We start from the raw sequence: 12,916 nt of genomic DNA, 5'->3' as shown, positions 1-12,916 counted from the left end.
GTATGAACCGCGTGACATTGGCCGCAATATTAAAATACCCCATGCCTCTTCTGTAAGAAGGGACATGGGGTATTCGGGTTAATGAGGTGATTAGACTACACCGTCTCAGACGTCTGCAGTTCCATAGCCTGCGTACGTTCCGTATCACGGATCAGGACAGGCTTCAGGTAGCGGCCCGTGTAGGATTCTTCAACACTGATCAGCTTCTCTGGTGTTCCGGTAGCAAGGACAGTACCGCCGCCGCTGCCGCCTTCCGGCCCCATATCGATGATATAGTCGGCTGTCTTGATGACATCGAGGTTATGCTCGATGACCAGAACCGATTCGCCGGAATCGACCAGGCGGTGCAGTACCTCCAGCAGACGGCCGATGTCATCCACATGAAGACCGGTTGTCGGCTCATCCAGGATATACAGCGTCTTGCCGGTACTGCGTCGGTACAGCTCGGAAGCCAACTTCACACGCTGGGCTTCGCCGCCGGACAGGGTGGTTCCCGGCTGGCCGATGTTGATGTAGCCCAGACCTACATCCAGCAAGGTCTGCATTTTGCGGTGAATCTTCGGAATATTCTTGAAGAACTCCGTGGCATCCTCCACCGTCATCTCCAGCACATCCGAGATGTTTTTGCCTTTATATTTCACTTCCAGCGTCTCGCGGTTATACCGTTTGCCTTTGCAGACTTCACAAGGTACATAGACATCCGGCAGGAAGTGCATTTCAATCTTGATAATGCCGTCTCCACGGCACGCCTCACAGCGGCCGCCCTTCACATTGAAGCTGAAGCGCCCCTTCTGGAAGCCGCGCACCTTGGCCTCATTCGTCTTGGAGAACAGATCACGGATATCATCGAACACGCCAGTGTACGTAGCCGGATTGGAGCGTGGAGTACGTCCAATGGGGGACTGGTCAATTTCGATGACCTTGTCCAGATTCTCCAGGCCGCGGATTTCTTTGTGCAAGCCGGGACGGACCTTGACAGCCTTGTTAAGCTGGCGGGCCAGACTCTTGTAGAGAATCTCGTTAATAAGCGAAGATTTGCCGGAGCCGGATACCCCGGTTACCGCAGTGAAGACGCCGAGTGGAATTTTTACATTCACATTCTTCAGGTTATTCTCCTTCGCTCCACGGATCTCGATCCAGCGTTCATTATCCGTTGGCCGCCGCTTGGAAGTCACCGGGATGAACTTGCGTCCGCTCAAGTATTCACCGGTCAGGGAACCGGGGTCTTTCATAATCTCCTCCGGGGTCCCTTGGGCAATGACCTGGCCGCCGTGTTTGCCGGCCCCCGGTCCAATGTCGATAATATAGTCAGCCGCCATCATGGTATCCTCATCATGCTCAACGACGATGAGCGTATTCCCCAAGTCGCGCATATGGGCGAGCGTAGCAATCAAGCGGTCGTTATCCCGCTGATGCAGGCCGATACTTGGCTCATCCAGAATATAGAGGACACCCATCAGACTGGAGCCGATCTGGGTTGCCAGCCTGATACGCTGGGCTTCCCCCCCGGATAACGAGCCGGCTGCCCGGCTAAGGGTCAGATAATTCAGCCCCACATTCACCAGGAAACCGAGCCGGCTGCTGATTTCCTTGAGGATCAGATTGGCAATCGCTGTTTCTTTCTCACTAAGCTGGAGTTCTGCGAAGAAGTCCAGGCAATCCCCAATCGAAAGATCCGTCACATCGGCAACGTTCCGCTCGTTGATGGTCACGGCCAGAATCTCTTTTTTGAGCCGCTTGCCTTTACACGAATGGCAGGGCTTAGCGCTCATGAAGCCTTCAATGAACTCACGGATTCCTTCGGAGGCTGTATCGCGGTACCGGCGTTCCAGATTCGGAATAATTCCTTCAAACGCAACCAGGGCGTCTTTGCGCTGGCCGAAGTCGTTCTCATACCGGAAACGGATCTTCTCGCTGCCCGTTCCGTGGAGCAGCTTGTTCATATGCTCCGGGGAGAGGCTGCTAACCGGTACATTCTGCGGAATCTTGAAGTGCTCGCATACGGATTTCAGGAACTGCGGATAGTAGTTCGACGTACTGCCTGTCCAGGCCAGGAAAGCTCCTTCTTCAATCGATTTCTCTGTATCCGGGATCAGCAGATCGGGATCGACTACCATATTCATCCCCAGCCCGTCACACTCAGGACAAGCCCCGAAGGGGCTGTTGAAGGAGAACATGCGCGGAGCCAGCTCTTCGATGCTGAATCCGCAGACAGGACATGCAAAGCTGGCACTGAACAGCAGCTCTTCCTGGCCCATCACATCAACCAGAATCTGACCGCCGGACAGCTTCAGCGCAGTCTCCAGGGAATCGGTAAGCCGGGTCTCAATATCATCCTTAATTACAATCCGGTCAACGACAACCTCAATCGTATGCTTCTTATTCTTCTCCAGTACAATATCTTCCGTCACTTCGCGCAGCTCACCGTCCACACGTACACGGACGAAGCCTTGCTTCGAGATATCTGTGAACAGACCTTTATGCTCACCCTTACGGCCGGAAATGACCGGGGCCAGAATCTGCAGCCGGGTCTTCTCCGGGTATTGCATAATCCGGTCGACCATCTGTTCCACGGTCTGTGAGGTAATCTCTATACCATGATCCGGACAGTGCGGATGGCCGATCCGGGCAAAAAGCAGCCGCAGATAGTCATAGATCTCGGTAACCGTCCCTACCGTGGAACGCGGGTTACGGCTCGTCGTCTTCTGGTCAATCGATATGGCCGGGGAGAGTCCGTCGATGGAATCTACATCCGGCTTCTCCATCTGGCCCAGGAACTGGCGGGCATAAGCAGACAAAGACTCCACATACCGGCGTTGTCCCTCGGCGTAGATGGTATCGAAGGCCAGGGAGGATTTACCTGAACCGCTCAGTCCCGTTAGCACGACGAAGCGGTCACGCGGAATCGTTACGTCGATGTTCTTGAGATTATGGGCCCTTGCGCCCTTGATTACTATACTTTCATGTGCCAACGGTACCTCTCCTTTAAGGGGAATTTAAAATGGAAAAACATTACCTTTCGATCCCTCCCAAACCCTCCCTTCCAAGGGAGGGCCCCAAGGGTTGCACCCTCTGGACACCCGCAAGCTCGGCGGAAGGAATTAGGTTGGTGAATGGACGACTACTGGGGCAATGGGCCCGCTAACCCCTACGGAGCCGCTCCTACGATTAGAGCGATTCGGCTCGCTGTGGCTTGCCGACAACGCTGTCCCTTCGGGATACGCGCTAAGAAATTAACTGCGGGCTGTTCCTGCGGAATGCGCAAGAGCTTAACGGCACGCTGTCCCTTCGGGATACGCGCTCAGAGCTCAACTGCGGGCTGTTCCTGCGGAATGCGCAAAGAACTTAACGGTACGCTGTCCCTCCGGGATGCGCAAGGGCATGGCCCCTTTATCTTCAAAAGGAACGGCCTGAGTAGCGCCGTTCCCTGGATCGTTAACTTCAGCGCCGGGTTACTCTGCCCGCAATTCAAGCAAGGCATCGCGCAGTTCGGCGGCGCGTTCGAATTGCAGGTTCTTGGCGGCGTCCTTCATCTCGGCCTCCAGACGCTGCATCAGGCTCTGTTTGTCTTTCTTGTTCAGCTTGCCGCCGACACCGGTGAGGTAATCGGCCTTGGACTCGGCCACCTTGGTCGCCTCGATGATATCGCGCACCTTCTTGTTGATGGTCGTCGGGGTAATCCCGTGCTTCTCGTTATGGGCGATTTGAATCTCGCGGCGGCGCTGGGTCTCGCTCATTGCCTTCTCCATGGAGTCCGTAATGCGGTCCCCGTACATAATGACCCGGCCCTCTGAGTTACGGGCAGCACGGCCTATCGTCTGGATCAGCGAACGCTCGGAACGGAGGAAGCCTTCCTTATCGGCATCCAGGATCGCAACCAGCGACACCTCCGGCAGGTCAAGACCCTCTCTGAGCAGGTTAATACCGACCAGTACGTGGAATGTGCCCAGACGGAGATCACGCAAGATCGCCATCCGCTCCAGCGTCTTGATATCTGAGTGCATATAACGTACCTTAATGCCAATCTCCTTGAAGTAGTCCGTCAGGTCTTCAGACATCTTCTTCGTAAGGGTGGTAACGAGTACACGCTCATCGCGTTCTACCCGGTCACGGATTTCATTGATTAGATCATCGATCTGCCCTTCGGTAGGACGCACTTCAATGATAGGATCAAGCAGACCGGTAGGACGGATAATCTGCTGAACCATAGTATCGCAATGCTCCATCTCATAAGGGCCCGGTGTTGCGGACACATATACAATCTGGCTTACCTTGTCTTCGAATTCCTCGAATTGCAGCGGACGGTTATCCAGCGCAGACGGCAGGCGGAAGCCATGCTCCACCAGGACGGTCTTACGCGCACGGTCACCGTTATACATCGCCCGGATCTGCGGCAGCGTCACATGGGACTCGTCAATCACAATCAGCATGTCATCCGGGAAATAGTCCATCAGCGTATAAGGAGTCGCTCCCGGCTCACGGAAGGTAAGCGGACCGGAATAGTTCTCGATCCCCGAGCAGAAGCCGACTTCCTTCATCATCTCGATATCATAACGGGTCCGCTGCTCCAGCCGCTGAGCCTCCAGCAGCTTGCCTGCTTCACGAAGCACAGTCAGCCGTTCCTCCAGCTCACGCTCAATATTGACCAGTGCTACACGCATCGTCTCTTCCTGGGTTACGAAGTGAGACGCCGGAAAAATCGCGATATGATCGCGTTCGCCGATCAGCTCGCCTGTCAGAACATCAATCTCCGTAATCCGTTCGATCTCGTCTCCGAACAGTTCTACCCGGATCGCATGCTCGCCCTGGGATGCCGGGAAGATCTCAACCACATCCCCGCGCACACGGAACGTACCGCGCACGAAATTAATATCATTGCGCTGATACTGGATATCTACAAGCCGGCTCAGAATCTGATTGCGCGGCTTCTCCATTCCTACACGCAGCGAAAGCAGCAGGCTTCCGTATTCCTGCGGCGAACCGAGACCATAAATACAGGACACACTCGCTACAATAATAACGTCACGGCGTTCGAACAGCGAGCTGGTTGCCGAGTGGCGGAGCTTGTCGATTTCTTCATTTATGCTGGAGTCTTTCTCAATGTAGGTATCGGAGGAAGGAATGTACGCCTCTGGCTGGTAGTAATCGTAGTAACTGACGAAGTAATCCACGGAATTGCTCGGAAAAAATTCTTTGAACTCACTCGCCAGCTGCGCAGCAAGCGTCTTATTGTGCGCAATGACCAGCGTCGGGCGGTTCAACTTGGAAATCACTTGTGCGATGGTAAAGGTCTTGCCTGTACCTGTCGCTCCCAGCAGCGTCTGGTGCTTCTTGCCCTGCCGGATGCCGTCCAATAACTCTTCTATGGCATGAGGCTGATCGCCCTGGGGTGTATACTCGGACTCCAGTGCAAAAGTCTTCGTACTGACGACAATATCACTCATTTGCCCGTCTCCCCTCTATCGTCTAGAATATATGAATATATTATAATTTTAACCCTAATCATCCTTCATCCATACCAAGCTGAAAAATATGGAAGATAGGAATGCACGTTCCCGTTTATTATACAGCGTTGCCCAGACTGTTGCAAACCATAATATATAGAAATTTAAGGAGCCTGAATTTATGGATTTCATTACAATACTCGGCCTGCTGGCCGGAATTGCCGCTATGATCGGCGGTTTTCTGTGGGAAGGCGGCAGCCTGTCCGGCCTGCTGCAGCCCAATGCAGCCCTGATCGTATTCGGCGGTACCCTTGCGGCGGTGCTCATCAGCTTCCCGGCGTCCAAGCTCCGCACTATTCCGGCGGCGCTCCGCTTGGCTTTTGGCCGGCAACGGGATACCAGCCGGGAACAAGCCGAAGAGCTGATTGCCATGGCTGCACTCACGCGCCGCGGCGGTGTTCTCGCCCTGGAGAAACGGGCAGAGGAACATCCGGATCCCTTCACCCGTGAAGGCCTGTTTCTGATTGTCGACGGCAATGACCCGGATCAGGTCCGGCAGATCCTGGAGCTTGGGATGGATGCCAAAGAGCTGAAATATGAAGGGTACGCCAAGATTTTCGAAGCCGCAGGCGGCTATGCACCAACCATGGGGATTATCGGCACCGTTATGGGGCTGATCCGGGTTCTGAGCAATTTAACGGACCCTTCCAATTTGGGCGCGTCGATTGCCGTAGCTTTTACAGCAACACTCTATGGGGTAGCCAGCGCTAATCTACTCTTTTTACCCATTGCCTCCAAAATCAAATCCCGCAGCCAAAGTGAGCTGGGCACCATGGAGATGCTGCTCGTCGGCATTCTGTCCCTGCAGAACGGGGATCACCCGCATCTGGTCCGGCAAAAGTTGGCTCCCTTCCTGACAGACGCTCCTAAACGCAGCATCGGCACCAGCCCGGGGGAACCGCTATGAGGCAAAGAAACCGCCGGCAGCCCCGTACCGCCGCTGGCAAGGAGAGCCGGGACCGCTGGATGATTACCTACGCGGATCTGATCACGCTTCTGCTTATTTTTTTCGTGATTCTGTATGCTATGAGCAGCCTGGATTCGCAGAAGTATGCCATTGTCAGCGGATCCTTATCGGATACCTTCAGTAGCGGAAGTGCAGTGCTGGAAGGCGGAAACGGCGTGCTGGAGGGCAATCAGGGAATCACCGGGAATGCCGTTTCGAAGGGGAACACTGAAGGCGGCGGAACGGCTGGCGGTCCTTCTGCTACAGGCTCCGCGAATGCGGGCGGGCTGAATGGAACCGGGGCAGATCATCCTGCAACCGGACAAACAGGAAACGGGGAGGGACACCAGCCGTCAGCGCGCGAGCTTGCTTTTCGGGAACAGGAAGCGAAGCTGGCTGCTCTTATGGGCGTCATCACCCAGTATGTGGAGGAGAATAACCTTGGGGAACAGATTTTTGTGGCCGATAAACCGCAGGGCATTGCCATCACGCTGAGTGACCGGTTCCTGTTCGATGCGGGTAAGGCTGAGTTGAAATCCCCTGCCTTCCCTGCACTGCGCCAGCTATCGGGCCTGTTCCGCGGCATCGGCGCCACGATCAGCATCGAAGGCCACACCGACAATGTTCCCGTGACGCCCGGATCAGTCTATAAAGACAACTGGGAGCTATCCGGCGCCCGTGCGCTGTCCGTCCTGCGCTTTTTTCTGGACAAAGAGGGGCTGAGCCCTGATACCTTCCAGTACGCGGGTTATGCCGATACCCGGCCTGCCTACGATAATACAACCGCCGAGGGAAAGCAGCGGAACCGCCGGGTTGAACTAATTGTGCTGCGTCAGCTTCAGGAGGAAGAATAGCACGTAATTGCGAGCGAATCAGCTCAGATACCGGCAGGCGGCAAAAGCATATATCCATTTGCTAATAAAGGAGATAGACCGCTATGCAGGATACAAACGGAGCGGCGTCGGAGGCCGCAGGGTTCTTCAGGTTTTTGCGGCTGGCAGTTTCGCTGATCATGATCATTATTGCCCAGGGGATGCTTACCCTCTTCGTCGGATTTTTTGCCGCCTTCATGCAGTTCTTCTCCTCCCGTTACTTCTGGGGAGACCTGGCCCGCGTCTATCCGCTGGACAAGCTGATTGCAATTGGCGCTGATTACCTTATTGCCGGAGCTCTCTTCGCCCTGGCTTGGTTCGGGGTCTGGTGGATGCTCTACGGCTTGTCCGGGAATGGGCGTATCCGCTGTTTCCCCCTGCTTTTGCTGAGCGCGTATTCGACGTTTCTTCTCCTCTTTGCACAAGTCAATCCGGTCTATAACCCGGAAGCCATGATCCCCAGTTCTGCCGGGGAAGCGACATTTATCGTTTGTATGGGGATGTCGGCTGCTGTGCTTTTCCCGTTTTATTCAGCCGGGGTGTATTATTTCGTGCTCAAGCCCGCCACCCGTCCGCGAAAAAGATACCGTTTCCTGCTGCTGTGCTCTGTATTTTCCATTGCGGGTCTGGCTCTTCTGCCCCTGCTGTGGCAGCTGGCTCCGGGCCTTTATCCCGGTCTGCTTAGCTTCCCGGAATAAGATACAGACGCAAAAAGACAGACCTCTCACATTAGTAACATCTAATGTAATAAAGAGAAGTCTGCCGTATTCAGCGCTTTCGCGGATAAGCTAACTTTTATTCCCCAACGAGTTCCTTGTACGCAGCCGCATCCAGCAGGCCGGTTACTGCCTCTGCGAACTCTGCATCAAGCTCCAGCTCAAAAATCCAACCGTCCCCGTAAGGCTGGTCATTGATCAGCTCCGGGCTGGCCTCCAGCGCATCGTTGATCTTGGTCACCTTACCGGATACGGGTGAATATAGCTCCGATACGGTCTTCACGGATTCGATACTGCCCACACTGTCGCCTGCGGAGATCGCCGCGCCCACTTCCGGAAATTCTACAAACACGATATCGCCCAGCAGATGCTGCGCATGATCCGTAATCCCTACACGTACTACGCGTCCCTCGCCCTGCTGCGCCCACTCATGCTCTTCGCTGTATAGCAGGTTGTCAAGCACTTCACTCATTCCAAGCCGCCTCTTTTCCGTAATTGGAGTTCTAAATTTAGTTATAGCCTAAGTTATCGGCTTGCCTAATGTCAATATAACTGACAGTAAAATTAAATTTGTCAACTTTTTGACGTTTTTTTGATTGACAGGGCGGAGGGTTACCCGGTTTAATGGAGTCAGTAGAAAAACATATGGTTTGCGAATGATGGCATAGGGAGAGACTGTCTCACAGGAAGACAGCGCCGAAGGAGTAAGCCCGGGATGGGTGAATCTCTCAGGCAAAAGGACCTTTGCCGGACGCATCTCTGGAGAGCATCCGGGTGCCTGCGCCGCAGGCTTCACGGATCACCAACGGGGAAACCTGCGCGGCATGGCAGGGTAACTCTCAGGTACCAAGGACAGAGCGAAAGTCCATTTATGCATACGTGCATAATGGCTTTCGCCTGTCCTTTTTCGTATGTAATCAGACCAAGGGAGTGACAAGATGGAGTCTTTGAGAAGAACGCCTTTTTATGATCTCTATGCCGCTTATGCGGAGTCCAGATGTATTGATTTCGGCGGCTGGGAGCTGCCGGTGCAGTTCACAGGCATCGTGAAGGAGCATGAAGCCGTCCGTGAACGGGCCGGACTGTTCGATGTCTCGCATATGGGGGAATTCATGGTTACCGGGAACGGCGCTGAAGCCTTCCTGCAGAGAATGACCACCAATGATGTCACCCGCCTGGAAGACGGCGCAGCGCAGTACACCCTGATGCTCTACCCAAGCGGCGGAGTGGTGGACGATCTGCTTGTATACCGGCTGGGCGGGGAGCGTTACATGCTTGTCGTCAATGCGTCCAATATCGACAAGGACTTCCAGTGGCTGCAGGAGCATCATACCGCTGAATTCAGCGGGGTCACCCTGCAGAATATCTCGGATGAGACGCTGCTGCTCGCGTTGCAGGGTCCGCTGGCAGAGACGATTCTGGCCAAGGTCACGCAGGTGCCACTAACAGAGCTTAAGCCGTTCCACTTCATCGAACACGCTGAAGTCTGCGGCGTCACCGTCCTGCTCTCCCGTACCGGATATACCGGCGAAGACGGCTTCGAGCTGTATGCCCCCGCCGATACAGCAGCAGCACTCTGGAACGGTCTGCTGGCCGCTGGCGCTCCGCATGGCCTGACGCCTGCCGGCCTGGGCGCACGTGATACGCTCCGCTTCGAAGCCAAGCTGCCGCTGTACGGCCAGGAGCTGTCGGCGGAGATTACGCCGCTTGAAGCCGGTGTCCAGTTCTTCGTGAAGCTGGACGCAGGGGACTTCATCGGCCGCGATGCCCTGCTGAAGCAGAAGGAAGCCGGCCTGCCCCGGCGTCTTGTGGGCCTGGAGATGATCGACCGCGGCATTCCCCGCTCCCACTATCCCGTGTACGCGGACGGAGTGAAGATCGGTGAAGTTACGACCGGCACCCAATCCCCTACCCTGAAGCGGAATCTCGGACTCGCCCTGCTGGACGCTGCCTATACGGAGCCGGGCACAGAGGTGTACGTGGAGATTCGCGGCAAGCAGCTCAAGGCTGCCGTCATCAAAGCCCCATTCTACAAAAGAAGCCAAGGAGTGAAGCCGCAATGAAGCACCGCTATCTGCCTATGACTGAGCAAGACCGCGCAGAAATGATGGAGACCGTAGGCATCCAGTCTATCGATGAGCTGTTCGCCGATATTCCGCAGTCTGTCCGTTACCAGGGGACCCTGCCGATGTCCGGCGCCCTGGACGAATATGCACTGCTTCGCCATATGAAGGGGCTCGCAGACAAGAACGCCGATTTCGACACTCACACCAGCTTCCTCGGCGCCGGATTATATGACCACCATGTTCCGGTCGTGATCAACCATGTGATTTCCCGTTCGGAATTTTATACCGCCTACACCCCTTATCAGCCGGAGATCAGCCAGGGTGAGCTTCAGGCCATCTTCGAATTCCAGTCCTATATCTGTGAGCTGACCGGGATGAAGGTCGCCAATGCCAGTATGTATGACGGCGCAACGGCCCTGTCCGAAGCGGCTGTGCTGGCCGCAGGCGCAACCAAGCGCAAGAAGCTGATTGTCTCCCGTACCGTTCACCCGGAAGCGCGCCAGGTGCTGCGCACCTCCGCCAACGCCTGGGGCCTGCAAATTGTAGAGATTGACTATGCTGACGGGGTAACGGATCTCGCCAGGCTGGCCGAAGCCATTGACAGCGATACCGCTGCTGTTCTGGTCCAGTCCCCCAACTTCTTCGGCGGGATTGAGGATCTGCGCCAGATTGAGCCGCTGATCCATGCGGTCAAGGGACTGATCGTGGTCAGCGCGAACCCCATTGCACTTGGCGTATTGGAGTCCCCCGGACGGCTTGGCGCAGACATCGTAGTCGGCGACGCGCAGCCGCTGGGTATCGCCGCCTCGCTGGGCGGCCCTACCTGCGGATTCTTCGCGGTGGCTGAGCCGCTTATGCGCCGGATGCCGGGCCGGATCGTCGGCCAGACGGTTGACCGGAATGGCAAGCGCGGCTTCGTGCTGACCCTGCAAGCCCGCGAACAGCATATCCGCCGGGAGAAGGCGACCTCGAATATCTGCTCCAACCAGGCGCTTTTGGCGCTGTGCGCCTCCGTCTACCTGTCCGTGATGGGCAAGGAGGGCATGCGCGAGGTAGGTGAGCTGAACATCCGCAAGAGCCACTATGCTGCCGGGCGGCTGGCTGAAATCACCGGTGCAGAGCGCGTCTTCACTGCCCCGTTCTTCAATGAATTCGTCCTGAAGCTCCCGGAGGGCAGCAGTGTGAGTGCGGTGAACTCCAAGCTGCTGAAGGAAGGCTATCTGGGCGGTTATGACTTAGGCCGGGATTATCCCGAGCTGGCCGGACATATGCTGGTGGCCGTAACGGAGAAACGAAGCAAGACCGAAATTGACGAATTCGCAAGCGCACTGGAGGGCTGTGTATGAAACCGGAACAAAGTCTGATTTTTGAATTAAGCCGTCCCGGCCGCTCGGCCTACTCCCTGCCTCTGTGTGATGTGCCGCAGGAAGAAGGTCTTGACTCACTCATTCCCGGAGGGCTGCTGCGCAGTGAGCCGGTTGTGCTGCCGGAGGTATCCGAGGTGGATGTGATCCGCCACTATACCGCCCTGTCCCGCCGCAACTTCGGAGTCGATAACGGCTTCTATCCGCTCGGCTCCTGCACGATGAAATACAACCCGAAGATCAACGAGGATGTCGCCCGCTTCCCCGGACTCTCCAAGATCCATCCGTACCAGCCGGAGGAGAGCATCCAGGGTGCGCTTGAACTGATGTACACGCTGCAAAAGGATCTCGCCGCCCTGACCGGCATGGATGCCGTATCCCTGCAGCCTGCTGCCGGTGCCCACGGCGAGTGGACCGGCCTGATGATGATCCGCGCCTACCATGAGAGCCGCGGCGAGATCCGTTCCAAGGTCATCGTGCCCGATTCCTCGCACGGTACCAACCCGGCAAGCGCCGCAGCCGCCGGCCTTGAGACAGTCACCATCCCGTCCAATGACAAGGGTATGGTTGACCTTGAGGCGCTGAAGGCAGCTGTCGGCAGCGACACTGCTGCGCTGATGCTCACGAACCCGAGTACCCTCGGACTCTTCGAGACGCAGATCGTCGAGATCGCCGCGATTGTCCACGAAGCGGGCGGACTGCTCTATTATGACGGAGCGAACTCCAACGCGATTATGGGCATCACCCGCCCGGGCGATATGGGCTTCGATGTCGTGCATCTCAACCTGCACAAAACGATGAGTACGCCGCACGGCGGCGGCGGGCCGGGAGCCGGACCCGTCGGCGTGAAGGCGAAGCTGATCCCGTTCCTGCCGCAGCCTACTGTGGCACAGAACGGGGACGGCAGCTTTACGCTGGACTGCGGCGGGCCGGAATCGATCGGCCGCGTCAAAGCCTTTTACGGCAACTTCGGGATTCTCGTCCGTGCTTATGCGTATATCCGCACCTACGGTCCTGACGGCCTGCGTGAGGTGTCCGAGAACGCCGTGCTGAACGCCAACTATATGATGCACCGGCTGGCTCCTTACTTCGAGATTCCCTTCCCGGGCGTCTGCAAGCATGAATTCGTCATGTCCGGCAAAAATCTTAAGCAATACGGTGTACGTACCCTCGATGTAGCCAAACGGCTGCTCGACTTCGGTTATCATCCGCCTACCGTCTATTTCCCGCTGACTGTAGAGGAATGTATGATGATTGAACCGACCGAGACGGAGAGCAAGGAAACGCTCGACGGCTTCATTGAGACAATGATCCGAATCGTTAAGGAAGCCGAGGAGACGCCAGAGATTGTCATTAACGCACCGCATACGACTGAAATCAGCCGCCTGGATGAGACGCAGGCCGCGCGTAAGCCGGTACTCAACTGCTCCTGCGGTTAACCTTCTACC

At 56.1% G+C, this 12,916-nt stretch carries 9 protein-coding genes and 2 riboswitches; of the genes, 6 read left to right on the top strand and 3 right to left on the bottom strand.

Translation table 11 applies throughout. The features are described 5' to 3' along the window. Positions 1-95: 95 nt before the first annotated feature. Together uvrA and uvrB are read right to left on the bottom strand one after the other, a co-directional pair. Positions 96-2,972 (bottom strand): excinuclease ABC subunit UvrA, encoded by a 2,877-nt coding sequence (gene uvrA / locus NST04_RS06850; protein ID WP_341183683.1) that lies wholly within the window; start codon positions 2,970-2,972, stop codon positions 96-98. Positions 2,973-3,452: 480 nt separating this feature from the next. Continuing rightward, positions 3,453-5,444 (bottom strand): excinuclease ABC subunit UvrB, encoded by a 1,992-nt coding sequence (uvrB, locus tag NST04_RS06845; RefSeq protein WP_341183682.1) that lies wholly within the window; start codon positions 5,442-5,444, stop codon positions 3,453-3,455. Between the two features lie 181 nt (positions 5,445-5,625). On the opposite strand from uvrB, the gene NST04_RS06840 reads away from it, so the two are divergent. From NST04_RS06840 to NST04_RS06830, 3 genes are all read left to right on the top strand, one after another. Further along, positions 5,626-6,411, top strand: coding sequence for a flagellar motor protein (locus NST04_RS06840; RefSeq protein ID WP_341183681.1), 786 nt, complete (start codon positions 5,626-5,628; stop codon positions 6,409-6,411). Further along, positions 6,408-7,304: a flagellar motor protein MotB gene (locus NST04_RS06835; RefSeq protein ID WP_341183680.1), complete on the top strand. Its 897-nt coding sequence runs from the start codon at positions 6,408-6,410 to the stop codon at positions 7,302-7,304. Before NST04_RS06840 ends, NST04_RS06835 begins: the two co-directional genes overlap by 4 nt. Before the next feature lie 83 nt (positions 7,305-7,387). Further along, positions 7,388-8,020 (top strand): hypothetical protein, encoded by a 633-nt coding sequence (locus NST04_RS06830; RefSeq protein ID WP_341183679.1) that lies wholly within the window; start codon positions 7,388-7,390, stop codon positions 8,018-8,020. A gap of 97 nt (positions 8,021-8,117) precedes the next feature. Here the strand turns inward: NST04_RS06830 and gcvH are convergent, their stop codons facing one another. Next, positions 8,118-8,510 carry a glycine cleavage system protein GcvH gene (gene gcvH, locus NST04_RS06825; RefSeq protein WP_036721148.1) on the bottom strand — a complete coding sequence of 131 codons (393 nt, stop codon included), beginning with the start codon at positions 8,508-8,510 and terminating at the stop codon, positions 8,118-8,120. 184 nt (positions 8,511-8,694) lie between these two features. Next, positions 8,695-8,792, top strand: a riboswitch (glycine riboswitch). A gap of 3 nt (positions 8,793-8,795) precedes the next feature. Beyond that, positions 8,796-8,896, top strand: a riboswitch (glycine riboswitch). 80 nt (positions 8,897-8,976) lie between these two features. Between gcvH and gcvT the strand changes: the two genes are divergently transcribed. The 3 genes from gcvT to gcvPB are packed head-to-tail and all read left to right on the top strand — an operon-like array spanning position 8,977 to position 12,907. Then, the gene (gene gcvT / locus NST04_RS06820) at positions 8,977-10,101 is read left to right on the top strand and encodes a glycine cleavage system aminomethyltransferase GcvT (RefSeq protein ID WP_341183678.1); all 1,125 of its coding nucleotides are present in this window, start codon (positions 8,977-8,979) and stop codon (positions 10,099-10,101) included. Further along, on the top strand, positions 10,098-11,450 hold the full coding sequence (gene gcvPA / locus NST04_RS06815) for an aminomethyl-transferring glycine dehydrogenase subunit GcvPA (RefSeq protein WP_341183677.1): 1,353 nt from the start codon (positions 10,098-10,100) through the stop codon (positions 11,448-11,450). Before gcvT ends, gcvPA begins: the two co-directional genes overlap by 4 nt. After that, positions 11,447-12,907: an aminomethyl-transferring glycine dehydrogenase subunit GcvPB gene (gcvPB, locus tag NST04_RS06810; RefSeq protein ID WP_341183676.1), complete on the top strand. Its 1,461-nt coding sequence runs from the start codon at positions 11,447-11,449 to the stop codon at positions 12,905-12,907. Before gcvPA ends, gcvPB begins: the two co-directional genes overlap by 4 nt. Positions 12,908-12,916: the final 9 nt, after the last annotated feature.

The sequence above is a fragment of the Paenibacillus sp. FSL H7-0756 genome, assembly GCF_038006765.1.
In the GTDB taxonomy this organism is placed as follows: domain Bacteria; phylum Bacillota; class Bacilli; order Paenibacillales; family Paenibacillaceae; genus Paenibacillus_AQ.
Note: the sequence above shows the minus strand (reverse complement) of the source record. Positions and strands in the feature narration are given on the sequence as shown.

Excerpts from the sequence above, each read along its gene's own strand:
- NST04_RS06830 (WP_341183679.1), top strand. The coding sequence starts at position 7,388 with ATGCAGGATACAAACGGAGCGGCGTCGGAGGCCGCAGGGTTCTTCAGG.
- NST04_RS06840 (WP_341183681.1), top strand. The coding sequence starts at position 5,626 with ATGGATTTCATTACAATACTCGGCCTGCTGGCCGGAATTGCCGCTATG.
- gcvH (WP_036721148.1), bottom strand. The coding sequence starts at position 8,510 with ATGAGTGAAGTGCTTGACAACCTGCTATACAGCGAAGAGCATGAGTGG.
- NST04_RS06835 (WP_341183680.1), top strand. The coding sequence starts at position 6,408 with ATGAGGCAAAGAAACCGCCGGCAGCCCCGTACCGCCGCTGGCAAGGAG.
- gcvPB (WP_341183676.1), top strand. The coding sequence starts at position 11,447 with ATGAAACCGGAACAAAGTCTGATTTTTGAATTAAGCCGTCCCGGCCGC.
- gcvPA (WP_341183677.1), top strand. The coding sequence starts at position 10,098 with ATGAAGCACCGCTATCTGCCTATGACTGAGCAAGACCGCGCAGAAATG.
- gcvT (WP_341183678.1), top strand. The coding sequence starts at position 8,977 with ATGGAGTCTTTGAGAAGAACGCCTTTTTATGATCTCTATGCCGCTTAT.
- uvrB (WP_341183682.1), bottom strand. The coding sequence starts at position 5,444 with ATGAGTGATATTGTCGTCAGTACGAAGACTTTTGCACTGGAGTCCGAG.